Source organism: Ensifer sp. EB106-03-01-XG145, assembly GCF_058792075.1.
In genome coordinates this window covers 108,215-131,644 of record NZ_JBYTEC010000009.1, presented here as the reverse complement: position 1 = coordinate 131,644, position 23,430 = coordinate 108,215, and the positions used below count along the sequence as shown (strand labels likewise).

Genomic DNA, 23,430 nt, shown 5'->3' with positions numbered 1-23,430 from the left:
ACGTCATCCTCGCTTGGCAGCACCCGACACCAGCCTGCGGGCGTAGGCGATCGCGGAGTTCATGTTGCCGTGGTTGGCAATGCCTTTGCCGGCGATGTCGAAGGCTGTGCCGTGATCGACCGAGGTGCGATCGATCGGCAAGTCCACAGACACGTTCACGGCCGTGTCGAAGGCGACGAGCTTGACCGGGATGTGTCCTTGGTCGTGATATTGGGCAACGACGAGGTCGAAGCCGCCCGAATAGGCACGGTGGAACACGGTGTCGGCGGAGATCGGGCCATACGCGTCGATACCTTCCGCCCGCGCGGCTTTGACGGCCGGTGCGATCTGGTCGTCATCCTCTGTGCCGAAGAGACCGTTCTCACCGCAATGAGGATTGATGCCGGCGACCGCGATCTTGGGTGCCGCATATCCGATGCGCTTCAGATGCGCATCGCCGGCCCGGATGGTAGCCAGCACCCGCTCGGTTGTCGAACGCCGGATCGCTTCCTGAAGCGAGACATGCGTCGAGACGTGGATGACCTTGAGGCGCTCCGAGGCGAGCAGCATGTAGGCTGCCTTGGAGCCCGTCAGGCTACGCAGCATTCCGGTGTGGCCGTCATAGTGATGGCCAGCAAGGTTCAGCGCTTCCTTGTTGATCGGTGCGGTGACGATGCAGCCGATGATGCCGGCTTCGGCGTCCCGCACCGCCCTTTCGATGAAACGAAACGCGGCGTCACCGGCAACAGGGCTCAACTGGCCCCAGGCAAGTGGCGCGCCTTCGACCGGCAGGTCCACGACGTGAGGCGCGAGATCGATGTCGAGGCCCAAGGCCGCTCGGGCCGCTTCGAGCGTTGCAAGGTTGCCGTAGATGCGGATCGTCTCGCGCCCTTGCTGTGTCATTTCGGCGAGTGCACGAACCGAAATCTCCGGGCCGACGCCGCACGGGTCGCCCATAGTTATGCCGATGATATTGCTCATGAAAGTCTCCGTGCGTCGGCGCGGTCCCAGCCAGGGGCCAGGCGGACATATTTGATGGCGCGCCGGTGATAGGTGTAGGCGAGGTGCATGGTTCCGTCCGGGCCCTCAAGCAGCCAGGGATAGGACATTTCCTTATTGCGGCCGTCGGTCGAGTCGTTGGAAAGGCAGGTTCCCGGACCATCTTCGATCACCAGGCGGACGGGAAAGGTCCTGCCACCGTCCTCCGAAAGGCAGAGGGCGACGGGCGCACGCGGCACGCCCCAGATCGGCAAGCAGCCACCTTCCGGGCTCGCATCGGGGCGCCCGTCCTCCTCTCCGAGTTCGTCGTAAAGAGAGGCGCGCCGCTCGGTGAATTCTGCGGCACTGACGGGATTGCAGATCGTCGCGATCCGGCCATCGCCAAGGCGTATGGCGGCGATGGAGGAGTTGTTGTTCGGTACGTCGCTCGCGTCCGGTATCGACCACGAGCGTCCGCCATCAAGGCTCTCCGTCCTGTAGATCCAGTCGGCCTGCCGGCGGCGGAAGAGCGCAGCGAGGCGTCCTTCTCCGAGGGAAACGGGTGACATGTGCACGCAGCCGATCGACCGGTCGAGATCCTCCAGTTGCCACGTTTCCCCCTGATCGAACGAAATGCCAACGGCAGCGGTGTCATGGCTGCCGTTCCATTTCTGACCAGGGCGCTGAACGCACCGGAAGATTGGCAACAGCCAGGCTCCGTCATCGCGCACCACCAGAGGCGCGCGAACGAAACAGCCACGGGGGAGGTCGAGATAGCGACCTTCGGCAGCGATAAGTGCCAAGGGGTCGGACGGGTCCCGGCGGAGCTCGGCCATCCGGATCCGGCACTCATCCTGATTGCCGGAGGGCTGGGAGGTGTGAAAGAGCCAAAGCCTGCCGTCGGGAGCGGCGAAGAGGACCGGGTTCTGTTCCGAATGCGCCGGGTCGAAGCTCAGGCGTTGCGGCGGCCCCCATGCCGTCGCGTCCTTAGGCAGCACAGAGGCAAATATCGAAATATCGGACTTGCCTTCAAGCGTGCCTCCGAACCAGGCGCAGGCGAGCGCACCATCTGAAAGTAGATGCAGGAATGCGGCGTGATTCTGGATCATGGGCGACGGCAGCAAGGCTTCCTGACGCGCGGGCGACGTGGATCGAAGCGCGCCATTCATGTTGCGGGCTATTTCCTCTGGGGTCATTGGCTCCTCCTACTTGCTCTTGAAAATCGTTGAAAATACAAAGTTGTCAAGTTCTATTATGTAATCTAGTGGCATATAAGAAGATATTATGCCTGTTAAATTATTGAAAATACATCATTAAAAATAACGCAAGATCCACGAGTATTTTTACATAATGAAATCGTTTGACAAATTTGTTCGAAAGGAGGATTGTCGTGTCAAGCCGGCAAGAGGATGCCGGGGAGGAGTTTGTTATGCCGGAAGCCGGCAGCCCCAAGGGGGCTAAGATGGCCGTGATCTTTGCTGTAGGCGCTGCGATCCTTGCGGCAACCGATGCGGTGATCGTGCGTGCACTGAATGGCGCCGTGCATCCCTTCGTCATCGGCTTCTTTCGCGCCTTCTTCGGCGCCGTCATCTTGTTGCCCTGGGTCGTTCTGCGCCCGTCCGTCCTGCGTTCGAGCCACTCGTTGCACCAGCATGCGGTGCGTGCCGGCTTTAAGCTTCTCGCTATGGTCGCCTTTTTTGCTGCTTTCAGCTGGGGGGCGCTGGCCGACGTAACGGCGATAGCCTTTACATCTCCGATATTTGTTCTGCTGGGTGCGGCGCTGACGCTGGGCGAGCGACCGGGACCCGTGATGATCGGCGCCGTGGCGCTTGGTTTTGTCGGTGCGATGCTGATCGTTGGGCCGTCTGGGGCCGGTTTCAGCCTGGCCATCTTGCTCGCCCTTGTCGGCGCGGTGCTCCAGTCCGCGATTCAGCTGATCCTCAAGTCGATGTCGAAGGGCGATTCAACCTCGACGCTTGTCGTCTGGAACCTTCTTTTGACCGTGCCGATCGCGCTTCTCTTCGCCCTTCCGTTCTGGGCCACGCCGGGGGCGAAGGAATTGTCGCTCCTGGCGCTCCAGGGTCTCGTGGGCACGGCATGCATGGGCATGATGACGCATGCCTTTTCGCTCGCCCCGGCCACGATCATTGCGCCCGTCGATTTCCTGCGGTTGCCGCTCGTGGCACTCGGCGGCTTTGCGCTCTTTGGCGAACACATTGCCCTCACCACACTCTGCGGCGGCGGGCTCATCGGTTTTGCAGCGCTGGTCGCTGCGAGGTCCGGAAAAGCAACATCTGGCTGAACGAATTTCAATAGGGAGGAAATGCCGTGAAGAAACTATTTGTCTTGAGTGCGCTCATGCTGAGCTCCGCTCTTTCGCCCGCCTTTGCCGGGTCGGGTCCGATCAAGATCGTGCTGGCGGAAGAAGCCGACCTGCTCGAACCCTGCATGGCGACCCGCTCGAACATCGGTCGCGTAATCATGCAGAACGTCAGCGAAACACTGACCGAACTCGATGTTCGCGGCGACAAGGGCGTCATGCCGCGGCTTGCCGAGAAATGGGAACAGAATGAAGACGGCAGCTGGCGCTTTTACCTGCGTCAGGGCGTCAAGTTCTCCGACGGCACGACCTTCGACGCCAAGGATGTCAAGCACAGCTTTGACCGTATCATGAGCGACAAGAACACCTGCGAGTCGCGTCGCTATTTCGGCGGCATTACGGTGACCCCCACTGTGGTCGACGATTACACGATCGACTTCAGCGCCGATCCGGTCCAGCCGATCCTGCCGCTCTTGATGTCTCTTGTCACGATTGTGCCCGAGGAAACACCGCTCGAGTTCATCCGCGAGCCGGTCGGTACCGGTCCCTACAAGCTCACCAACTGGACGCCGGGGCAGCAGATCGTGCTGACGAGCCGCGACGACTATTGGGGCACGAAGCCCGAGGTCACGGAAGCCACATATCTGTTCCGCGCCGACCCGTCGGTGCGCGCCGCCATGGTGCAGACCGGCGAGGCCGATCTCTCGCCGTCGATCTCGCAGCTCGACGCCACCAATCCGGCCACGGACTTCTCCTACCTCGACAGTGAAACCGTCTACCTGCGCATCGATCACAACATCGAGCCATTGAACGACGTTCGCGTTCGCCGCGCGCTCAACATCGCCATCGACCGCCAGGCCTTCCTCGGTACCCTGGTTCCCGAAAGCGCACTGCTCGCGACCGCGATCGTGCCACCGCCGACGCTTGGCTGGAACCCCGACGTGAAGGTCTTCCCCTATGACCCGGAAGGCGCGAAGAAGCTGCTCGAGGAAGCCAAGGCCGATGGCGTGAAGGTCGATACGCCCATCACCATCATCGCCCGTTCGGCAAACTTCCCGAACGTGACCGAGATCATGGAAGCCATTCAGGCGCAGCTTCAGGAAGCGGGCTTCAAGGTCGAGCTGAAATTCGTCGAGGTTGCCGAGCACGAACAGTACTATTCGAAGCCCTTCAAGGAAGGCCGCGGTCCGCAGATCGTCGCTGCCATGCACGACAATTCCAAGGGCGATCCGTCATTCTCGATGTTCTTCAAGTATGCGACCGACGGTACGCAGTCCGGCTTTTCCGATCCGAAGGTTGACGACCTGATCAAGCGCGCGTCGGCTGCCGTGGGCGAGGAACGGGCCAAGCTCTGGTCCGAACTGATCGCCTATGTGCATGACGATGTCGTCGCCGACGTCCTGCTCTTCCACATGGTCGGTTTCTCGCGCGTTTCCGAGCGGCTTGATTTCAAGCCGACGATGGCGACCAACGGGACGCTGCAGCTCTCGGAGATCAAGATCAAGTAAACTGTCCTGGCGAACGACGTTCGCCAGACACAACAGCAATCAAGGCGGTGGGATGATCCCGCCGCCGGATCTCTTCGAGGACGCCATGCTGAAATTCGTTCGAAAACGCGCCGTGGCCAGTCTGATCTCGCTCGTCGGACTGCTCGTCATGGTCTTCTTCCTGTCGCGGTTGACGGGTGATCCGGCCGCCTTGTTCCTGCCGGTCGAAGCCTCCGCGGAGATGAAGGCGCAATTCCGCGAACTGCATGGCCTGAACGACCCCATGCTGGTGCAGTTCGCGCGTTATGTTGGCGATGTCGTGACCGGCGACTTTGGCGAATCCCTGCGCAAGGCCCGCCCTGCTCTGGATGTCGTGCTCGAGGCGTTCACTTGGACGCTCTGGCTTGCCGTCATCACCATGACGCTTGTCGCAGGTGCTGCGATTGTCGTCGGCTCGCTTGCCGCCTTCCGCGCCGGCGGCTTCTTCGATCGGCTATCCTCGCTGATCTCGCTGGTCGGCGCTTCCGTTCCCGATTTCTGGATCGCCATCGTCGCGATCGTCGTGTTTTCGGTAAACCTCGCCTGGCTACCGACGTCGGGCACGGGCTCTCTGCTTCATTGGATCCTGCCGATCTCGGTTCTGTTCATCCGACCCTTCGGCATCATCGTGCAGGTGGTGCGCGGCTCTATGATTGGGGCACTCTCCTCGGCCTATGTGAAGACGGCGCGCGCCAAGGGCGTCAAATCAGGGCCGATCATCTTCGTGCATGCGCTACGCAATGCCATGCTGCCGGTCATCACCGTCATTGGCGACCAGGCGGCGAGTCTTCTGAACGGCGCGGTGATCGTCGAAACCATCTTCGGATTTCCGGGGGTCGGCAAGTTGATGATCGATTCCATTTTGCAGCGGGATTTTAATGTCGTGCTTGCCGCCATCCTCGTCACGGCTCTGGCGATCTTCCTTATGAACCTGCTGATCGACCTCGCCTATGCGCTGCTCGATCCGCGAATTCGACACTGAGGAGGCGACCATGACCCTGCAGACCGCCGATACCGTCATCGCCGAAGAGCCGCGCTTCGCGACGCGCATGTTCCGCATGCTGCTTGCCGACAAGTTCGCGCTTTGCGCTGCGATCTTCCTGATTTTCGTGCTGATCGTCGCGATCGTGGGGCCGAGCTGGCTCGGCGATCTCGCGACCAAGCAGAACCTTAGAGGGCGCAACGCCGTGCCTTTCGATTGGGAGCGCGGATGGGTCTGGTGGATGGGGGCCGACGCGCTCGGTCGGCCGCTGCTTGCCCGCATCATCGTGGCCACCCAGAACACGCTGATGGTGGCCGCAGGTGCCGTCGCGCTTTCGGCGACCGTCGGCACCTTCCTCGGCCTTGTCGCCGGCTTTTCCTCGCCGCGTGTCAATCAGGTCATCATGCGGCTCGCGGACGTCATCATGTCCTTCCCGTCGCTGCTGATCGCCGTCATCGTGCTCTACATTCTCGGCTCGTCGATCCTCAACCTGATGCTGGTGCTGGCGATCACGCGCATCCCGGTCTACTTGAGGACGACGCGCGCCGAAGTGCTGGAAATCCGCGAGCGCATGTTCGTGCAGGCCGCGCGCGTGATGGGCGCGTCCAGCAAGCGTATCCTCTTCCGCCACATCCTGCCGGTGGTGCTGCCGACACTGACGACACTTGCCACGCTGGATTTCGCCTATGTGATGCTGGCGGAAAGTGCGCTCTCATTCCTGGGTATCGGCATCCAGCCGCCGGAAATCACTTGGGGCCTGATGATCTCTCAGGGCCGCCAATACCTCACCAACGCATGGTGGCTTTCCTTCTGGCCCGGGCTTGCGATCATCCTCACCACCATGTCGCTGAACCTCCTGTCGAACTGGCTGCGCATCGCGCTCGATCCGGTGCAGCGCTGGCGCCTCGAACTGAAAGGTCGTAAGAATGGCTGACCATCTCCTGGAAGTCCGCGACCTTTCGGTCGAATTCCACACCGCAGTCGGCGTCGTGAAGGCGGTCCGCAACATCTCCTACCACCTCGACCGCGGCGAGACCCTGGCGATCCTCGGTGAAAGCGGGTCCGGCAAGTCGGTCTCTTCCTCGGCGATCATGAACCTGATCGACATGCCGCCGGGGCGCATCAGCTCCGGAGAGATATTGCTCGACGGCGTCGACCTGCTGACGATGCCGACGCAGGAAAGGCGCAAGGTCAACGGGCGCCGCATCGCCATGATCTTCCAGGACCCGTTGAGCCACCTCAACCCGGTCTATACCGTCGGCTGGCAGATCCGGGAGGCGCTCACCACTCACGGGACCCATGCCGCCAAGGCTGGGTCGGAGGCATTGCGACTTTTGACGCGGGTCGGCATCCCCGACCCCGTGCGCTCGCTGGACAAATATCCGCACGAATTCTCCGGCGGTCAGCGTCAGCGCGTCATGATCGCCATGGCGCTGGCGCTCCGTCCGGACCTTCTGATCGCCGATGAGCCGACGACGGCACTCGACGTCACCGTGCAGGCCGAGGTGCTCGCCCTGCTCGAGGAATTGCAGCAGGAGACCGGAATGGCGGTCCTCATCATTACCCATGATCTCGGTGTCGTCGCCGAGATCGCCGACCACGTCGTGGTGATGGAGAAAGGCGTTCTGGTCGAGGCCGGCACGGTGAGCGAGGTCTACAAGAACCCGCAGCATCCCTATACCAAAAAGCTCATTGCCGCCGCCCCCGGCAAGGGCGAGATGCATGCGCCCGCCGTTCGCGCCGAGCCTGTTCTCTCGGTCCGTGACGTGCGCAAGCGTTATGGCTCCTTCGAGGCCCTGAAAGGCTTGTCCTTCGATCTCATGCCCGGCGAGACCATGGCCGTCGTCGGCGAGAGCGGCTCGGGCAAGTCGACGCTGGCGCGTATCCTGCTGCGCCTCGACGAACCCGACAGCGGCAGCGCGCTGTGGAAGGGCCGCGACCTCTTCACCATGTCGCCAGCCGAGCTCTACAAGCTGCGCCGCGACCTGCAGATGGTGTTCCAGGATCCGACGCAATCGCTCAATCCGCGCATGACGGTTTATCAGCTGATTTCCGAGGCCTGGGTCATCCATCCGGATATCCTGCCCAAGGCGAAATGGCGCGAGCGCGTGGCTGAGCTTTTGGTGCAGGTCGGCCTCGGTCCGGAGCACATGGGCCGCTACCCGCATCAGTTCTCCGGTGGCCAGCGCCAGCGCATCGCAATCGCCCGCGCACTTGCGCTCGAGCCGCAGCTCATCATTTGCGACGAGGCTGTTTCGGCGCTTGACGTCTCGGTGCAGGCGCAGGTGATCGCACTGCTCGACAGGCTGCGCAAGGAAATGGGCATCGCCTTCATCTTCATTGCCCATGATTTGCCGGTGGTGCGCGACTTTGCCGACCACGTCATGGTCATGCAGAAAGGCAACATCGTCGAGTTCGGCACGGTGCGCGAGGTGTTCGAGACGCCGCAGCAAGACTATACGCGCGCGCTGCTCGCCGCCGGCCTCGACCCCGATCCCGATGTCCAGGCGGCCCATCGCGCCGCCCGTCTTCAGCGCGCGTCTTGAGGCGTGCACATTCAAAGGAACACCCGCATGACCAAGCAAGCTTTCGTTGCCCTCGTGACCTGCTTCAACGAGGACGAGACCATCAACTATCAGGCGACACGCGCCCAGGTCCGCCGCCAAGTCGCGGCCGGCAACAACATCATGTGCGCCGGAACCAATGGTGACTTTACCGCGCTGACATCAGAGGAAAAAGTGCGCCTGACGGAGGAGGTGGCCGACGAGGTCGGCGGCCGCGTCAAGGTGATTGTCAATGCCGGCATGCCGGCAACCTTCGAGACGGTGAAGCTCGCCCGCGAATTCGACCGTATCGGCGTCGATGGGATCGCAGTCATCACCCCCTTCTTCATTGCCTGCACACAGGATGGCCTTGTCCGCCATTTCTCGACCGTCGCCGACGCCGTCAAGACGCCCGTCTACCTCTATGACATTCCGGCCCGCACACAGAACCACATCGAGCCCGATACCGCGCGCACGCTCGCCGGCCACGGCAACATTGCCGGCATCAAGGATTCCGGCGGTGCAAAGGAGACGCTGGAGGCCTATCTGCAGGTTGCCAAGGAGGTCGACGGTTTCGAGGTCTATTCCGGCCCCGACCACCTCGTGCTCTGGGCGCTGCAGAACGGCGCGGCCGGCTGCATTTCGGGCCTCGGCAACGCCATGCCGCATGTACTTGCAGGCATCCTGAGGGCGTTCAATGCGGGGGAGATCGGCGAAGCCGAAAAGCAGCAGGCGATCTTTACCGCTTTTCGCACCGACCTCTACGCGCTGGGCTTCGCCCCTGCCATGGTCAAGCGAGCGCTCTACTTGCAGGACGCTTCCGTCGGCGCGAGTCGCCAGCCGGCCCTGCTGGCGAATAAGAAACAGGACGATCAGATCGCTGAAATCCTTGGACGCTACCGCCTTCTGTAGAATCTCCGCCGTTCACCTCGGGCAGCCGACTGGATGCATGCGCAGCAGCCCCAGAGCAAGGAGATGGCAGCATGATCAGTACCGCTTCGCCTCGTCGGACGCTTCTTTGCGGACGCCCACGGATGACCACGACAGTGCCGAGACGGGATCACCTCGACCGGATCGCGCCATCGAAAGCGGACACTGCGGCTGCCGCAAAACTCCCTGTTCTGCGACGTCGCAAAAGTTAGGCGCAAAAGCGAAACAAAACTCGGGAGTTTCGCGACATGGTCTAGCCTTGAGCCAAGGCCTCAACGCTCTTTTGTCGCCGCTTCGATTTCGTCAGAACATCAAAGATCACCGCTCCCATGACCAGGCCGCCACCAGCCCAGGTGGCCCAGGCGGGAAACTCCCCGAAGGCCAGCCACACCCAAAGCGGCGCGAGCGGGTTTTCCATGCTGCCTATCAGGGCCGAACGCGTGGCCGAGATCAGCCGCGTTCCGATCGTCATCAACAGCAGGCCGAGACCGAACTGGACGGTTCCGAATAGCACAAGGTCTAACATGACCGGGGCTGCCACCTGCATGGGCTGAGCGAATGGCAGAGCCACAAACGCGCAGAGAAAGGCCGACAAGGAGGCGGCCGGGAGCATGGAAGCATGCCGGTTCTTGCGGATGATGACCATCATTGCGGCATAAGATAGCGCCATCGTTGTCGCGAAGGCGTAGCCTGCCAGATAGTCGCTCGAAGTTTGCGGATTGACGATGATCATCACCCCAACCAGGGCTGTGAAGCTTGCCGCCCATGTCGCCCATTCTTCCCGCTCGCCCGCGAAGACAAGGGCGAGCGTGGCGGTCATGAACGGAATTGCGGCGTGGATTGTCATCACGTCTGCCACCGGGGCCAGGCGAAGGGCATTGATAAAGCAGATGGTCGCGACAGTGGATAGAATCATGACCCAGAAGCCAGCCATCCCCATGGCCCGGATCGCTACCCACAGGTCTTTCTGGTAACGCCAGACCACATAAGCGCCGATGAACAGCCCGCCGAAGATCCCGCGCCAGAACAGGACCGTCCAGACATCGAGCGTGATGAGCCGGGTGAAATACCCGGAAAGGCTATAGGCGATCGCAGAGCCTATAATCAGCAGTGTTCCGAGCCATTTGTTTTGATCCTCTTCCATTGCAGCCCCCTTGCATCCGGAGCTTTGTACTCCGATGCTACTGACACCGTTTTGTCAGTGGTGTTTGGAGGCTGCGCGTGCGCCGTGCCGATCGTCTTTTCGATATCATTCAGGCGCTACGCGGAAAGACGCAGCCCACGACAGCCGCTGCGCTGGCGCAAAAACTGGAAGTGACTACTCGCACCATCTATCGCGACATTGCGACCTTGCAGGCTCGTCGGATTCCGATCGAGGGTGAGCCTGGGCTTGGCTATCTGCTACGAAAGGGGTTTGATCTCCCACCCCTGATGTTCACGATGGAGGAAATCGAAGCCATCACGGTCGGAGCAAACCTCGTTCATCGCATTCGCGATCCGAAATTGCAGGAAGCGGCCGAAAGCGTTCTGAACAAGCTTCAGCATGCCGTCCCGAAGGAACTGCGCTCTTATCTTGTATCTCCCCGGTTCTATGTATCGGAAGGGGATACGGTGCGACCTGAAGGGATCGAACTGCTCGACGTGCGCAATGCCATCCGGACATGTCGCAAAATCGCCATCACCTACATCGACGAGCAACAGCGCCGATCACGGCGCACGATCTGGCCTATCGCCACGGTTTACTATGTCGATGTCACATTGATCGCCGCCTGGTGCGAGCTTCGCGGGGATTATCGCCATTTCCGGGCAGACCGTATCGTGCAATCAGAAGTGCTTGAAGAGCGGTATGCCGCCGATAGCAGCCCCATGATGGTCGAGTGGATGGCCATGCGTTCGCAGAATTCCGAAGTTTAGCGACAAACTCGTCGGCGCTGATCTCGAGGCAATGGCGTGCGCGCCGAAGAAGCCGATGGTGACGACCCCGATGGCGGCGATGATCGCTAAGAGCGAGCTTGCGGCGGTGGCGCAGACGCCGGCTAGAAGCAGGGCGACCGGGATCCAGAAGGTGCGCCGGACACCTGGGGCGCAGTCCTCCATCCCGCAGGATGCTTCCGTTCTGGTTTAAAAAAGCGGAACGTTCGAGAGGCGGCCCGCGCCGCTGCTTTACGGCTTCAACAGCGCGCGCACACCACCGAGGTCTAGATATTGTCGATCCGGTACTCGGGCAGGGCACCCAACTTCGGCCTGGGACCAAATAGTTAGATGCGAACCTTTGGGCTTGATGAGCTTACCCATTCGCCGGTACTCGTCAGAGAGAAAGAGCGCCTGATGCGGTCGGCGAAAGGTCTGTCAGTCATTGCTGCCTTGCGCCAGAAATTGTACGAGCGCCGCAACAAGGGCTTCTGCGCTGTAGTAGTCCAAAGGGACTTCGATGTTCGCGCCCGTGAATGAGGTCAGTTCAAGTGTCCCAAGAAGTGGCTCCCGTGAGACGATACTGATTTCGAAACCCTGAAACTCCGCGGTTATTGTGGTCCGATCATGTTCCATCTCTATCCCCTCCAGGCAAGTATGCTGGCAATAGAGCGCTGAAAGGTTGGCACATCTCACCGCACTCCCTCGTATATAAGTGATACGTAATATAACTCACCTTCAAGATCGACGAAAGCCGTCCCCCGGCCAGAAGAGCCGCGTCTCATTCAAGGCGGAGATTGCGGGTGCGATTGTGGGGTTGTTCCGGAACTCGGCTATGCAGTGTGGCAGTTCGATAAGCTTGAACGCGTCGTAGCACTCGACGTCCGTTCTGACGATCTCAAGACGCTGGTTCTGGACGAAAACCTGCCAGGCAGCCGATCGCCGCTCGCCTATGCGCAGACGATGGCGTTGGCCCCGCAACGGCAGAGGGACTAACGGGCGCGCCGTTGTATCGTTGGAAACTCACAGCCTGGCATCGGTGATTTCCCAACCTTCCAGATTGGCAACTGCGCGATTTTCGCCGGACCGGACAGACTTTTTCAATGAAGCGAGGCTAAATGGCTATTGTCGCGCTGGTCTCGCCGTTTAGCAGTCGCCTCAGGTGGAAGCTAGCAAGCCGATCATCGGAGTTTCGACCAACGAGGGCTGCAAATGACGCGACCGCATGGGGATTACCCGCCTCCAACTCTTCGAAAGCTTGCAAATACGCCTGTGTGTCTGGACTGGCGTATCGCGCCGGCTCAAGCGGCTCGAAAGCGTGGATCGGCTCGACCCTGCCTCGAAGCAACAAGTTGCCAACCGGGCGACCACAGAACGCCTGCACCCGTGCAGCCAGGTTGCTGCTGACGCAGATACGTGTGCCGATCGTTTTGTTGGCCGCCTCCAATCGCGCGGCGACATTGATGGTGTCGCCATAAGCACTGTAGTCGAAAAACCGCCCTCCGCCGAAGTTGCCGACGACAGCGGCGCCCGCGTGTGCACCGATCCGAGTATAACCAAGCGCTATTCCCTTTCTGCGCCATTGCTCGCGGAAGGACGATGCGAACACATCGAGTTCGAGACAACAGGCGACGGCGCGGCCGGCGTGGTCCGGCTGATCGGCCGGCGCTCCGAAAAGCACGTGCAACGCATCGCCGATGATCTTGGCTACCGTGCCGTCATGGGCGAACACGATGTCGGTCATACCGACGATGTAGTCGTTGAGCAGTTGTCCCAGCACGTCCGGTTCGATTGTTTCCACCAGCGTTGTGAACCCGGTTAGGTCGGTAAAGAGCGAGGCGACCTCTCGACGTGCGCCGCCGAGGTCAAGTGTCTCAGAGCAGTTTGCGAGTCGCTCGGCGAGGTTGGGCGAGAAGTAACGGGAAAGCGACGCATGCGCCCGTTCGGCCGCGCTCTGCCGACGCTGTGCTTCGCGCAGCGTTTCCACATGGTGGATGGTCTTGCCAATCGTCGCCTCCAGATCGGCAAAATCGATCGGCTTCGTTACAAAGTCGTAGGCGCCGCGGTTCATCGCGGTGCGGATATTGGCCATGTCGCTGTAGGCGGAAACGATTATCGTGGATAGATCCTCGTCCCTTTGCTGAAGCTTCGCCAGCAGCGACAGGCCATCCATACGCGGCATGTTGATGTCGCTCAGCACAATATCCACGTCGTGGTTGGCAGCAAGCACGGCCAAGGCTTCAACTCCGTCGTGGGCGAACAGGAAACGCAGTGACCCGTCACGGATCTGCTTCCGGAATTTCTGGAGAAGAAGCATCTCCAGGTCCGGCTCGTCGTCCACAACGAGTATGCTCGTATTCATGTGGCGCGCCCAACTCGACTGTTGATTTCTTCTCGCAACGCGATGAAGTCGATCGGCTTGGTCAGCAACGCTTCTGCGCCACATTCCATGGCTCTTCGTCTCGTGTCCGGATCGCCATAGGCAGTGATCACTATCACCGGCACGTCGGGCCTTATACTCCTCGCCTTTGGCACCAGTTCAAGCCCGCTCATCCCCGGCATGTTGACGTCGGACAGGATGAGAATGAGCGTAACGTCGCCTGAATCGGCGATCCGCTTGAGTGCAGCTGATGCTGATCGCGCGAACTCCATGCCGAAGCGGCCAGCGCGCAGGTCATGGCGGAACTGTTGTTTGAAAAGCAACTCGACGTCGGGCTCGTCATCGACCACCAGAATGAGGAGGCTCATGATCTGCCCTCCGGCGCTGACATCGCCGGGGTGTTCCGCGGCAGTCGGATGCGAAACTCGGTGTAACGACCAGGTTCTGTATCCACCTCGATGGAACCTGCATGCTGCTTGACGATGATGTCATGGCTGAGCGACAGGCCGAGGCCAGTCCCCTCGCCAGCAGGCTTGGTTGTGAAGAAAGGATTGAACATCTTCTCCCTCACCTCTGGCGGGATTCCGACGCCGTTGTCGCGGATAGTGATCTCAACGCTGTCTCCGAGGTTCCTGGTCACCGCCGCGAGCGTCGGCTCATAACTGTCACCGGGCTCTGATGCCGTGCGTTTACTCGTCGCATAGAAGCCGTTCGAGATAAGGTTGAGAAGCGCGCGTGTGATCTCCTGCGGGTACAGGTCGACCTCTCCAGCCAGCGGGTCGAACGATTTCTCCAGCGTGATCGTGAACCCTTGCTTCTCGGCTCGAGCGCCATGATAGGCGAGGTTCAGGCTCTCCTCGACGATGACGTTGATATTGGTCGGCCTGCGCTCGCCCGCCCCCTGACGTGAATGCATAAGCATATTCTTGACGATTGAATCTGCGCGTTTGCCATGCTGAATGATCTTTTCAAGATTACCCTTTATCGTTTCAGCGAGCGTGTCGATCTCGGAGTGGGGTGTACCGTCGGCTACCGCGCCGTCGAGCGCCTCCTGTAGCTCTTCGAGCAACTCGACCGACAGCGCCGAGAAATTATTCACGAAGTTCAACGGGTTCTTGATCTCGTGCGCAATTCCGGCAGTCAGTTGTCCGAGCGAGGCAAGCTTTTCCGTTTGGATCAATCGGTCCTGCGTCGCCTTGAGTTCTTCGAGGGAGTGCGACAGTTCCTCGGTTCTTGCCCGCACTTCCTGAAAAAGGCGCACATTCTCGATGGCAATCACGGCCTGGTCGGCAAAGGTAGATGCCAACTCGATCTGCTTGTCCGTGAATGGCCGCACGGTGGAACGGGTCAATGCGAGCACCCCGATCGGGCTTCCCTCGCGCAGGAGCGGCACGCCAAGTACGGTACGAAACCCGCCAAGTCTTTGCGCTTCCGGCATGGCGTACTCGGGATCGTCGAGGACGTCGGCCACCTGAACCGGCCGGATCTCAAGCAGGGTTCGCCCGACTATGCTCCCGCGCCCCGGCTCCAGCGGGAGCGCTCGGAAATATTGGTCGAATTCCTGCGAGAAGCCGTAGCTGGAGACTGGATAATGCGCGTCACCGATCGGCCGGGTCATCGTCGCCATGTCCGCCTCGCAAAGACGGGCAGCGGACGCCACCAGAGTATCCAAAACCGATTGCAGGTCGAACGCGGAGCGGCTGATGACCTTCAGTACATCAGCCGTCGCGGTTTGCTGTTCCAGCGCTTCGGCCAGCTCGGCCGTCCGCGCCTTCACCTCGTCGAAAAGCCGCACGTTCTCAATCGCAATGACGGCTTGGTCGGCAAAGGTCTGGAGAAGGTCGATCTGCTTTTCGGCAAATGGCTTGACTTCAGTTCGGCGTATGACGAGTCCACCAATAGCTTCCTGCTGTCGCAGCAAGGGCGCGGCTAAAATCGTGCGATGCCCCATCCGCACCGCCATGCTCTGGCCGTCCGGGTATTCGTCGGCTTCAGCCGTCAGGTCAGGCACATGAACCGGTTTTCTGTCAACGACGGCCCGTCCGGTCACCCAGCCCCGTGACACTGGCCAGCCGACGAAATCGATCGGTATTGGCCCGTGATGCGCCCTCAAGTAGAGAGTGTCTCCATCCTTTAGGAAAATGGCCGCATCATAGGCCTCGCAAAGCCGCACGGCCGATTCGACAAGCGTATCCAGCACCGTCTGGAGATCGAAGGCCGACCGACTGATGACCTTGAGAACATCGGCTGTCGCAGTTTGCTGCTGCAGTGCCTCCTTGAGGTCGAGATTCCGTTCCTCCAAATCGGAAAACAGTCGGACATTCTCGATTGCTATCCCGGCCTGGTCGGCGAAAGTCTTGAGGACTTCGACCTGGCGATCGGGGAACAATCCTGGGTCGCCCCGTGCCACGACGATGGTTCCTATCGGAACGTCGCCGCGCATGATGGGCACGGCCACCAGGCTTCGGTATTTCGAGGATTGAGCAATGAGGGTGGGGTGGGCCTGATATTCCAAATCGACGAGCCGGTCCGCTATCTGTTCCACCGAGCGGCTGAGGATCGAGCGACCGGCCGCACTGCCTCGACCGGGTGGGGCTGGAAGCACCGCGCCTTCGGGTTCCAGCTGATGATGTGCCACGAAATGCAACAGCTCGCCATCATAGCGAAACACGTGGCAGAACTGCGCGCCACAAAGCCTGGCTGCGCGCTGCGCGATCGTGTCGAACACGGGCTGCGCGTCGGTCGGTGAGGTCGAGATGACGCGAAGTATTTCACTGGTCGCCGTCTGCTGTTGGAGCGCCTCGCCAATCTCTCGGTTGTGCGCTTGCGCCTCCTCGAAAAGACGAACGTTCTCGATGGCGATCACCGCCTGATCAGCGAACGTTCGTAGCAGCTCAACCTGTCGCTCTGGAAAGACGCCGATCGCGCGCCGAGTGACGGCGATCGATCCAATCGGACGTCCCTTTCTTAATAGCGGGACGCCCATGGCGCTACGGTACGACACGATCTTCGCCAGCTGCAGCATCTGATAATCTGGGTCGGAAAAGACGTCGGGGATCTGCTCGATGACACCGCTGATAAAAGCTCTGCCCGTGACGTTGCCTTTACTTGGTCGCTGCGGAAACCGGGCCCGTACCGCTTCAATGCCTTCGCGCGATATGCCGTGATAGGCAACTGGGTGTAGGAACTCTCCGTCGAACTGAAATACGAAACAAAATTCCGCCTCGCATAGCCTTGCCACGCTTTTCGCTATCGCATCGAAGACGGGCTGCGCTGAACTGGTCGAGATCGGGATGACTCGCAGTATTTCGCTCGTCGCCGTCTGTTGCTGAACGGCCTCGTCAAGCTCCCGCTTCAGTAGTTCGACCTGGTGTCTGAGACTGACGCTTGAGTCATCCGCCTCGCGCCCCTCCACTGCAGTGTCCCCCATGCAATCAGCTTGCGTCGAGTGCTACCGTCCCCACCACGGGGTACGCCACGGCCGGTATGGCTGCGAGGATGTATAGAATACTCTATCTGATCGGTGGTGACGAGGTTACTGCATTGCCGTCGGGCAGCGTGCCGCCCTCTACGATAAGGTCGAAACTCATCTTTCGCCTTTCTGGTAGGGGATCATCAAAGCTTTGGGATAGGTGGCGCGGCGCGCGACCAGGATCAGCGCCAGGATTGACAGCGCATAGGGCATCATCAGGAAAACCTGATAAGGCACGATGCCGCCCGATATCTGCTGCAAGCGAACCTGATAGGCATCGAAGGCGGCGAACAGTATGGCGCCGATCAGCGCCTTTCCAGGCCGCCAGGAACCGAAGACGACCAACGCGATGCAAATCCAGCCGCGCCCATTTATCATCTGGAAGAAGAACGAATTGAAGGCCGAGGTGGTGAGAAAGGCGCCGCCGACCGCCATCAGCGCGCTGCCTACGGCAACGGCGCCCATGCGGATGCCGGTGACCGAAATGCCCTGGGCCTCGACCGCCGACGGGTTTTCGCCGGCAGCGCGAACGGCGAGGCCGACGGGCGTGCGATAGAGGATCCAGGCGACGGCTGCGACCGATACGAATGCGAGATAGGTCAGCGGCGTCTGGGTAAACAGCGCCTCTCCAATGACGGGAATGCTGGACAGGCCCGGGATCGGCAACGGCTGGAACGGCTCGATCTTTGGCGGCGACGTCACCTCGGGCAGTGCAAGACGATAGGTGAAATAGGTAAGACTCGTGGCAAGCAGCGTAACGCCGATGCCGACGACGTGTTGCGACAGGCCGAGCGGTACGGTGAGCGTGGCGTGCAGCAAGCCGAACATGGCGCCCACAAGGGCGGCGACCAGCACGCCGGCCCAAAGATCGCCGCCAGAATAGACGGTGAACCAGCCGGCGAAAGCGCCCGCTGTCATGATCCCTTCGATGCCGAGGTTGAGAACGCCCGCGCGCTCGCAGATCAACTCGCCCATGGTCGCGAAGATCAGCGGGGATGCTATGCGGATGGCGGCAACCCAGAAGGAGGCGGTGAAGAGGATTTCGAGCACGTCCATGTCACCTCCACCTAATCCGGAATCGCGTCAGAAGGATCGCGACAACCATCGTCAGCAACGAGGTGGCGACCATGACGTCGGCAATGTAACTCGGCACCTTGGCCGCACGGCTCATGGCGTCGGCGCCGACGAAGATGCCGGCGACGAAGATGGCCGATGCGATAACGCCGAGCGGATTGAGCATGGCGAGCATCGCGACGACGATACCGGTGTAGCCGTAGCCCGGCGACAGGTCGAGCGTCAGGTTTCCCTTGAGCCCCGAGACTTCGGAAAGGCCGGCAAGTGCGGCCAAACCGCCCGAAAGCAACGCCGTCTTCATCAGTGTGCGGTTGACCAGAATGCCGACAAACCGTGCGCCCTCGGGATTGTGGCCGACGGCGCGCATTTCGTAGCCGAGAACCGTCTTTTTCATGACGACCCAGATGAGAACGGCCGAAACCACGGCTATGACGAAGCCGTAGTGCAGGCGCTTGCCCTGGATGAGGCGCGGCAGTTGCGCTTCGGCGATGACCTTCTGCGATTGCGGCCAGCCGAGCCCCATCGGGTCCTTGAGTACACCTTCAAGCAGCATCGACACGAACAGCAGGACGATGAAGTTGAGCAGTAGCGTGGTGACCACCTCATCGACGCCGAAGCGGGTCTTCAGCACGGCCGGGCCGAGCAGAAGCAGCGCGCCTGCGGCCATGACGGCGACCATGATCACCGGGATCAGAACGACCGAAGGTAGCGGCAGAGCGCCGGTTCCCAGCACCACGGTGACGACGCCACCGATGTAGAGTTGGGCTTCCGCGCCGATGTTCCACAGCTTGGCCCGAAAGGCGACGGCGATCGCCAGGCCCGTGAAGATCAGCGGCGTCGCGCGGGTCAGGGTTTCCAGTAGCGCGAACTGTGAGCCGGCCGCTCCCTTGGCCACGAGATAGAAGACGGACAGTGGCGAAGCGCCAGCGGCGAGAACGAGCATCGATGTCAGCGCCAGCGTTGTGGCGATGGCTGCCAGCGGAAACAGCAAGGTGACCGCCAAGGACGGTGCGGGCTTCGGCTCAAGCCGCATGGTCGCTGTGCTCCCCGTGGCCCGCCATCAACTCCCCCAGTTCCCGGATGCTGCGCTCGCCGCGCGAAGACGGCGTCGAAAGGCGTCCCTTGGACATGACGATGATGCGGTCGGACAATGCCAGGACTTCCTCGAGGTCCTCCGAAATCAGCAAGATCGCCGCGCCCCTGTCTCGTGCTTCAAGCAGCATGCGGTGGACATAGGCGACGGCGCCGACATCAAGGCCGCGGGTCGGCTGGCTAGCAAGGATGACCGTCGGGTCGGGATCAAGGGCCCGGCCGAGGATAAGCTTCTGCATGTTGCCGCCCGAAAGCAGGCGTATGCGGGCCTCGGGCGAGGGGCATTTGACCTCGTAGTCGGCGATGAGTTTCTCGGCGAAGCGGCGGGCAGCCCTCCAGTTCAGGAAGCCGATGCGGCTGAACCGCGGGCTCCGGTAGCGTTCGGCGATGACATTCTCCATTACGCTCATGTCGCCGATGCTGCCGATAGCATGGCGGTCTTCCGGGATCCGGGCCACGCCGTGGGCGAGTGCTGCGCGCGGCGACCAGTCGGCGACTTCCCGCCCGGCGATGGAGATGCTCCCGCAGGTTGGACGCTGGATGCCGGCGATGAGGGCCGCAAGGACAGCCTGGCCATTGCCGGCAACGCCGGCAAGGCCGGTTATCTCGCCGGCCGTGAGCGTGAGCGACACTTGATCGAGGCCGGCCCCGTTATACGGCGTCGTGGAGACCCTTTCGAGCGCCAGCAGCGGTGCACCCCGCTTTACCGGGTTGACCTCCGCCGGCTTGACCTCCTGGCCAACCATTAGGGCGGCTAGTTCTTTGCGGTCGGTTGAACCCGTTTCACGCTCGCCGACGAGCTGGCCGGAGCGCAGAACCAGCACACGATCGCTGACAGCCATCACTTCGTGTAATTTGTGGGAGATGAAGATGATCGACAGGCCCTTGGCGACGAGCAGCTTCAGCGTCCGGAACAGCGCATCGGTCTCGGCGGGGGTCAGAACGGCCGTCGGCTCGTCCAGGATCAGGATACGGGCTTCGCGATAAAGAGCCTTCAGGATCTCGACGCGCTGACGTTCGCCGACCGAGAGCATGGAGACGGTGGCAGCGGGATCGACGGCGAGGCCGAAATCGGCCGATAGTTGCTCGATGCGCCGCCGCGCTGCGGCCCTGTCGAGCCGCATGCGCAAAAGGCTCTGCGTGCCAAGCGTGATGTTTTCCTGCACCGTCATGTTGTCAGCAAGGGTGAAATGCTGGTGGACCATGCCAATGCCGGCATCGAGAGCCGCGCGCGGATCTCCCGGCGGAAGCGGCTTTCCGAAGGCCTCGACGCTTCCCTCGTCGGCGACATAGTGGCCGAAGAGAATGTTCATCAGCGTCGTCTTGCCGGCACCGTTCTCCCCGAGAAGTGCTATGACTTCGCCCCGCTTCAGCTCGAAGGAAATGGCATCGTTGGCCCTGAGCGGACCGAAGCGCTTGCTGATGCCGGAAAGACGAAGGGCAGGATTGCTTGACACGGCGGTGACCGGAAGTGGCGTTGCGGGAAAGGTTCCTTTCCCGTCCGGGAAGGGAGAGGGCGCTGCCGGCGAAGAGCGATCCCTCGTCCGGCGCTCCAGCGCCTCTCCCCGGACGGAAGAAGAGGCTAGCTCGACTTCGGCTCGGCGTCGTTGATCTCGACTGTGAACGAGCCATCCTTGATCGCCTTTTCCTTCTCCGCGACCTTGGCCTTGACCTCGTCGGGAACCTTGCTGTCGAAGGTGCCTAGAGGTGCTAGCGAACAGCCGCCGTTCTTCATGAAGGAATAGACGCCGTAGTCGTCGGCCTTGAAAGTGCCGGCCTTCACTTCGGCGATCGCCTTGTCGAGCGTCGGCTCGAAATGCCACAGCGCGGAGGCGACAACCGTGTCCGGATAGTCCGCCTGCGTATCGATGACATTGCCGATGGCCAGGATCTTTTTCTCCTTGGCGGCATCGGACACGCCGAAACGCTCCGCATATAGGAGGTCTGCACCGCCATCGATCTGGGCGAACGCCGTCTCCTTGGCCTTGGGCGGATCGAACCACGAGCCGATGAAGGCGACCTGGAACTTGGTGTCCGGGGCAACTTCCTTCACGCCGGCCATGAAGGCGTTCATCAGCCGGTTGACCTCCGGGATCGGATAGCCTCCCACCATGCCAATGTTCTTGGACTTGGTCATCGCGCCGGCGATGAGGCCAGACAGATAGGATGCATCCTGGATATAGTTGTCGAACACCGAGAAGTTCGGCACGGCGGCATCGGGCTTGAAGCTCGAGCCCATTAGGAAGGCGACGTCCGGATAGTCTTTGGCGACGGCGCGGGCGGCATCCTCGACGCCGAAGACCTCGCCCAGTATCAGCCTGTGGCCCGCCTCGCAATACTCGCGCATGACGCGCTCGTAATCGTTGTTTGCGGTGTTTTCCGAATAGACATATTCGATGTCGCCGCGCTCCTTGGCGGCATTGGCCGCCTTGTGGATACGACTGACCCACTGCTGCTCGACCGGGACGGTATAGATGGCCGCCACCTTTGTCGGGTCGGCAGCGAGCAGGCGGCTTGGCAGACCCGCTGCAGCCACCGCGGCGGAGGCGCCGGCAATTTTGATCAGATTTCTTCTGGAAATGGCGAAATTGAAGGAATTGCTATGCATGAACTTCCCCTCTGATTGATTGCGCGTTTTGGAACGCGTCTTTTTACCACTTGGTCAATGTAGGTGAACTTGAGGGTTGCAGCAATTGGAGGCGGCATGCCATCCAACCAGAAATGACGCGTCCTCGCTTCTCTTCGATTGCGCACGAGCGCGATCTCCTGGCGGTCGAAAAGACGGGCTCCAGCGAGATCGACATCGAAGCCTTCGCTCCGAGAAGATCACTGCCATTTCCCGTCAGAGCCTCTCCTGTAGCGAGCGCTATTTCTCCGAGATGTTCGAGATCCTCGGTCGAACTCAAGCCGGGCGCAGCGTCGATCTCGAGATCGGGCTCGGGGTCGCCTGGAATAAGAGGATCCGACCGCGCCGCGGGACGACTTCATCGACATTGCCCGAGGCGAAGGCAACGGCCTGACCAAGCAGTCGAAGCATCTTTATGCGACGCCGAGCGTTGCCTCTGCTGCTGGGTTCGCGCTTCGCGGCTCCCCTGTTGGCAGGTTTCGAAGGAGAGGCCCGCTACCTCATGCGCTGATCGTCGGAACAAGGCGTAGCGGGGGCTTAACTCACATGGGACATTCCATCCGGCCCGCGGCCAAGCTTATTGCGGAGTTCGGACAGAAAGAGTTGTAGGGATGGCGCCTGATCCTGGTGGTGGTAGACGATGTATACTGCGGAGATTGGCGGATCAGGGCGAATTGGCAGGAACACAAGCGGTCCTGAGGTCAGTTTGGCGATGCCAGCGGGAACGATGCCGACTCCAAAACCTGCCGCGACGAGGCTTGGAATCGATTGGGCATCGGTCACCTGCTGAGAAATTCGCGGGCGAAATCCAGCAGAAATGATGTGCGACATCACATATGCGGCGAAATCTGAACTATCCGGCCTTAGGACAACGTGGTGGTCCTCACGCAGGTCGTCGATCGAGATCTCAGAACGCTCCGCAAATCGATGATCTGTGCGCAAGAGCGCCACCAACTCCTCTTGCCAGGCATACTCATAGGCAAGTTCGTGGTCGCGCGGGACCGATCTGTTGAAACTGACATCTGTGCGCCTGCTAAGCACTTCCGTGATCTGTGCCGCGGGGGATTGTTCATGAATTCGAAGAGTGATCTTCGGATGCGTGGCGGCGAACCCGGCCAATAGTTCTGACAGTCCGCCGCGAAGGATTGATCCGGTCGTACCGATTTCGACAGTGCCGTCTTGTCCGCGCTCAATCTCGCGGATCTCTTCGATGCTTCGCTCATATTGGTCGAGCATGTTCTTGGCACGTCGCCAAAACGCTTGCCCTGCACGTGTCAGCGAGACCTTTCGGCTGCTTCGGTCAAGTAACTCTGCACCCAATTCTCGTTCGAGCGTTTGAATTTGGGTGCTGAGCGGAGGCTGAGACATGTTCAGCCGACGAGCTGCTCGGGTAAAGTTCAACTCTTCCGCAAGGACGACAAAACATTGAAGCTGACGGACTCTCATAGGCTCGCCGTATAGATCGATGGCAATACGATATTAGACAATGATGCTGAACTAGCCAAGTATGGAAGAGAGGGAGCCCGCGATCAGATAGATGCAGTGGAAAATTGGAGGCTGTGTTTCCGTTGGATCGTATCGTCGCGGTCGAACCTTCCGAAAAAAAAGGGGAACGTC

20 protein-coding genes and 1 pseudogene are annotated in these 23,430 nt (G+C 60.8%); 9 read left to right on the top strand and 12 right to left on the bottom strand.

The window, feature by feature from the left end; all coding sequences use genetic code 11:
* Window positions 1–3: 3 nt before the first annotated feature.
* Complete coding sequence (gene pdxA, locus AC3WWH_RS21245) at window positions 4–960, bottom strand: 4-hydroxythreonine-4-phosphate dehydrogenase PdxA (protein WP_058323002.1); 957 nt, start codon at window positions 958–960, stop codon at window positions 4–6.
* The gene (locus tag AC3WWH_RS21240) at window positions 957–2,153 is read right to left on the bottom strand and encodes a sialidase family protein (protein ID WP_492377248.1); all 1,197 of its coding nucleotides are present in this window, start codon (window positions 2,151–2,153) and stop codon (window positions 957–959) included. Before AC3WWH_RS21240 ends, pdxA begins: the two co-directional genes overlap by 4 nt.
* A gap of 194 nt (window positions 2,154–2,347) precedes the next feature.
* On the opposite strand from AC3WWH_RS21240, the gene AC3WWH_RS21235 reads away from it, so the two are divergent.
* The 6 genes from AC3WWH_RS21235 (at window position 2,348) to AC3WWH_RS21210 (ending at window position 9,240) form a co-directional block, all read left to right on the top strand.
* Window positions 2,348–3,259, top strand: coding sequence for a DMT family transporter (locus tag AC3WWH_RS21235; RefSeq protein WP_245299180.1), 912 nt, complete (start codon window positions 2,348–2,350; stop codon window positions 3,257–3,259).
* Between the two features lie 56 nt (window positions 3,260–3,315).
* Window positions 3,316–4,785, top strand: coding sequence for an ABC transporter substrate-binding protein (locus AC3WWH_RS21230; protein ID WP_373419896.1), 1,470 nt, complete (start codon window positions 3,316–3,318; stop codon window positions 4,783–4,785).
* 85 nt (window positions 4,786–4,870) lie between these two features.
* The gene (locus AC3WWH_RS21225) at window positions 4,871–5,785 is read left to right on the top strand and encodes an ABC transporter permease (protein ID WP_058323048.1); all 915 of its coding nucleotides are present in this window, start codon (window positions 4,871–4,873) and stop codon (window positions 5,783–5,785) included.
* Between the two features lie 10 nt (window positions 5,786–5,795).
* On the top strand, window positions 5,796–6,719 hold the full coding sequence (locus tag AC3WWH_RS21220; protein ID WP_058323049.1) for an ABC transporter permease: 924 nt from the start codon (window positions 5,796–5,798) through the stop codon (window positions 6,717–6,719).
* Window positions 6,712–8,331 (top strand): ABC transporter ATP-binding protein, encoded by a 1,620-nt coding sequence (locus AC3WWH_RS21215; protein ID WP_492377247.1) that lies wholly within the window; start codon window positions 6,712–6,714, stop codon window positions 8,329–8,331. The genes AC3WWH_RS21220 and AC3WWH_RS21215 overlap by 8 nt, the downstream gene beginning before the upstream one ends.
* A gap of 27 nt (window positions 8,332–8,358) precedes the next feature.
* A complete protein-coding gene (locus AC3WWH_RS21210; protein ID WP_058323007.1) occupies window positions 8,359–9,240 on the top strand; it encodes a dihydrodipicolinate synthase family protein in 882 nt (293 codons plus the stop codon).
* A 271-nt stretch (window positions 9,241–9,511) separates the two neighbouring features.
* Here the strand turns inward: AC3WWH_RS21210 and AC3WWH_RS21205 are convergent, their stop codons facing one another.
* A complete protein-coding gene (locus AC3WWH_RS21205) occupies window positions 9,512–10,402 on the bottom strand; it encodes a DMT family transporter (RefSeq protein WP_492377246.1) in 891 nt (296 codons plus the stop codon).
* Window positions 10,403–10,479: 77 nt separating this feature from the next.
* Between AC3WWH_RS21205 and AC3WWH_RS21200 the strand changes: the two genes are divergently transcribed.
* Both AC3WWH_RS21200 and AC3WWH_RS21195 read left to right on the top strand, forming a co-directional pair.
* Window positions 10,480–11,172 (top strand): helix-turn-helix transcriptional regulator, encoded by a 693-nt coding sequence (locus AC3WWH_RS21200; protein WP_058323010.1) that lies wholly within the window; start codon window positions 10,480–10,482, stop codon window positions 11,170–11,172.
* 55 nt (window positions 11,173–11,227) lie between these two features.
* Complete coding sequence (locus AC3WWH_RS21195) at window positions 11,228–11,383, top strand: hypothetical protein (protein WP_156433125.1); 156 nt, start codon at window positions 11,228–11,230, stop codon at window positions 11,381–11,383.
* Window positions 11,384–11,607: 224 nt separating this feature from the next.
* Here AC3WWH_RS21195 and AC3WWH_RS21190 read toward each other — a convergent pair whose 3' ends face one another.
* Window positions 11,608–11,805 carry a Rossmann-fold NAD(P)-binding domain-containing protein gene (locus tag AC3WWH_RS21190; protein WP_058323011.1) on the bottom strand — a complete coding sequence of 66 codons (198 nt, stop codon included), beginning with the start codon at window positions 11,803–11,805 and terminating at the stop codon, window positions 11,608–11,610.
* Between the two features lie 129 nt (window positions 11,806–11,934).
* Here AC3WWH_RS21190 and AC3WWH_RS21185 point away from each other — a divergent pair.
* Window positions 11,935–12,165: pseudogene (locus AC3WWH_RS21185) on the top strand (hypothetical protein); the annotation flags it as partial.
* Window positions 12,166–12,283: 118 nt separating this feature from the next.
* Here AC3WWH_RS21185 and AC3WWH_RS21180 read toward each other — a convergent pair.
* The 8 genes from AC3WWH_RS21180 to AC3WWH_RS21145 form a co-directional block, all read right to left on the bottom strand.
* Window positions 12,284–13,531, bottom strand: coding sequence for an adenylate/guanylate cyclase domain-containing protein (locus tag AC3WWH_RS21180; RefSeq protein WP_492377245.1), 1,248 nt, complete (start codon window positions 13,529–13,531; stop codon window positions 12,284–12,286).
* Entirely contained in the window at window positions 13,528–13,917 is a 390-nt protein-coding gene (locus AC3WWH_RS21175) for a response regulator (RefSeq protein WP_058323013.1), read from the bottom strand. The genes AC3WWH_RS21180 and AC3WWH_RS21175 overlap by 4 nt, the downstream gene beginning before the upstream one ends.
* On the bottom strand, window positions 13,914–16,979 hold the full coding sequence (locus AC3WWH_RS21170; protein ID WP_113398707.1) for a GAF domain-containing protein: 3,066 nt from the start codon (window positions 16,977–16,979) through the stop codon (window positions 13,914–13,916). The genes AC3WWH_RS21175 and AC3WWH_RS21170 overlap by 4 nt, the downstream gene beginning before the upstream one ends.
* Before the next feature lie 156 nt (window positions 16,980–17,135).
* The gene (locus AC3WWH_RS21165; RefSeq protein WP_058323014.1) at window positions 17,136–18,077 is read right to left on the bottom strand and encodes an ABC transporter permease; all 942 of its coding nucleotides are present in this window, start codon (window positions 18,075–18,077) and stop codon (window positions 17,136–17,138) included.
* A gap of 1 nt (window position 18,078) precedes the next feature.
* Window positions 18,079–19,128 (bottom strand): ABC transporter permease, encoded by a 1,050-nt coding sequence (locus AC3WWH_RS21160; RefSeq protein WP_492377244.1) that lies wholly within the window; start codon window positions 19,126–19,128, stop codon window positions 18,079–18,081.
* Window positions 19,118–20,644 carry an ABC transporter ATP-binding protein gene (locus tag AC3WWH_RS21155; protein ID WP_113398706.1) on the bottom strand — a complete coding sequence of 509 codons (1,527 nt, stop codon included), beginning with the start codon at window positions 20,642–20,644 and terminating at the stop codon, window positions 19,118–19,120. Before AC3WWH_RS21155 ends, AC3WWH_RS21160 begins: the two co-directional genes overlap by 11 nt.
* Window positions 20,645–20,769: 125 nt before the next feature.
* Window positions 20,770–21,795 (bottom strand): BMP family protein, encoded by a 1,026-nt coding sequence (locus AC3WWH_RS21150; RefSeq protein WP_058323017.1) that lies wholly within the window; start codon window positions 21,793–21,795, stop codon window positions 20,770–20,772.
* 555 nt (window positions 21,796–22,350) lie between these two features.
* Window positions 22,351–23,259: a LysR family transcriptional regulator gene (locus AC3WWH_RS21145; protein WP_058323018.1), complete on the bottom strand. Its 909-nt coding sequence runs from the start codon at window positions 23,257–23,259 to the stop codon at window positions 22,351–22,353.
* Window positions 23,260–23,430 lie beyond the last annotated feature (171 nt).

Excerpts from the sequence above, each read along its gene's own strand:
- pdxA (WP_058323002.1), bottom strand. The coding sequence starts at position 960 with ATGAGCAATATCATCGGCATAACTATGGGCGACCCGTGCGGCGTCGGC.
- AC3WWH_RS21240 (WP_492377248.1), bottom strand. The coding sequence starts at position 2,153 with ATGACCCCAGAGGAAATAGCCCGCAACATGAATGGCGCGCTTCGATCC.
- AC3WWH_RS21230 (WP_373419896.1), top strand. The coding sequence starts at position 3,316 with ATGCTGAGCTCCGCTCTTTCGCCCGCCTTTGCCGGGTCGGGTCCGATC.
- AC3WWH_RS21225 (WP_058323048.1), top strand. The coding sequence starts at position 4,871 with ATGCTGAAATTCGTTCGAAAACGCGCCGTGGCCAGTCTGATCTCGCTC.
- AC3WWH_RS21220 (WP_058323049.1), top strand. The coding sequence starts at position 5,796 with ATGACCCTGCAGACCGCCGATACCGTCATCGCCGAAGAGCCGCGCTTC.
- AC3WWH_RS21215 (WP_492377247.1), top strand. The coding sequence starts at position 6,712 with ATGGCTGACCATCTCCTGGAAGTCCGCGACCTTTCGGTCGAATTCCAC.
- AC3WWH_RS21210 (WP_058323007.1), top strand. The coding sequence starts at position 8,359 with ATGACCAAGCAAGCTTTCGTTGCCCTCGTGACCTGCTTCAACGAGGAC.
- AC3WWH_RS21205 (WP_492377246.1), bottom strand. The coding sequence starts at position 10,402 with ATGGAAGAGGATCAAAACAAATGGCTCGGAACACTGCTGATTATAGGC.
- AC3WWH_RS21195 (WP_156433125.1), top strand. The coding sequence starts at position 11,228 with ATGGTGACGACCCCGATGGCGGCGATGATCGCTAAGAGCGAGCTTGCG.
- AC3WWH_RS21190 (WP_058323011.1), bottom strand. The coding sequence starts at position 11,805 with ATGGAACATGATCGGACCACAATAACCGCGGAGTTTCAGGGTTTCGAA.
- AC3WWH_RS21180 (WP_492377245.1), bottom strand. The coding sequence starts at position 13,531 with ATGAATACGAGCATACTCGTTGTGGACGACGAGCCGGACCTGGAGATG.
- AC3WWH_RS21175 (WP_058323013.1), bottom strand. The coding sequence starts at position 13,917 with ATGAGCCTCCTCATTCTGGTGGTCGATGACGAGCCCGACGTCGAGTTG.
- AC3WWH_RS21170 (WP_113398707.1), bottom strand. The coding sequence starts at position 16,979 with ATGGGGGACACTGCAGTGGAGGGGCGCGAGGCGGATGACTCAAGCGTC.
- AC3WWH_RS21165 (WP_058323014.1), bottom strand. The coding sequence starts at position 18,077 with ATGGACGTGCTCGAAATCCTCTTCACCGCCTCCTTCTGGGTTGCCGCC.
- AC3WWH_RS21160 (WP_492377244.1), bottom strand. The coding sequence starts at position 19,128 with ATGCGGCTTGAGCCGAAGCCCGCACCGTCCTTGGCGGTCACCTTGCTG.
- AC3WWH_RS21150 (WP_058323017.1), bottom strand. The coding sequence starts at position 21,795 with ATGCATAGCAATTCCTTCAATTTCGCCATTTCCAGAAGAAATCTGATC.
- AC3WWH_RS21145 (WP_058323018.1), bottom strand. The coding sequence starts at position 23,259 with ATGAGAGTCCGTCAGCTTCAATGTTTTGTCGTCCTTGCGGAAGAGTTG.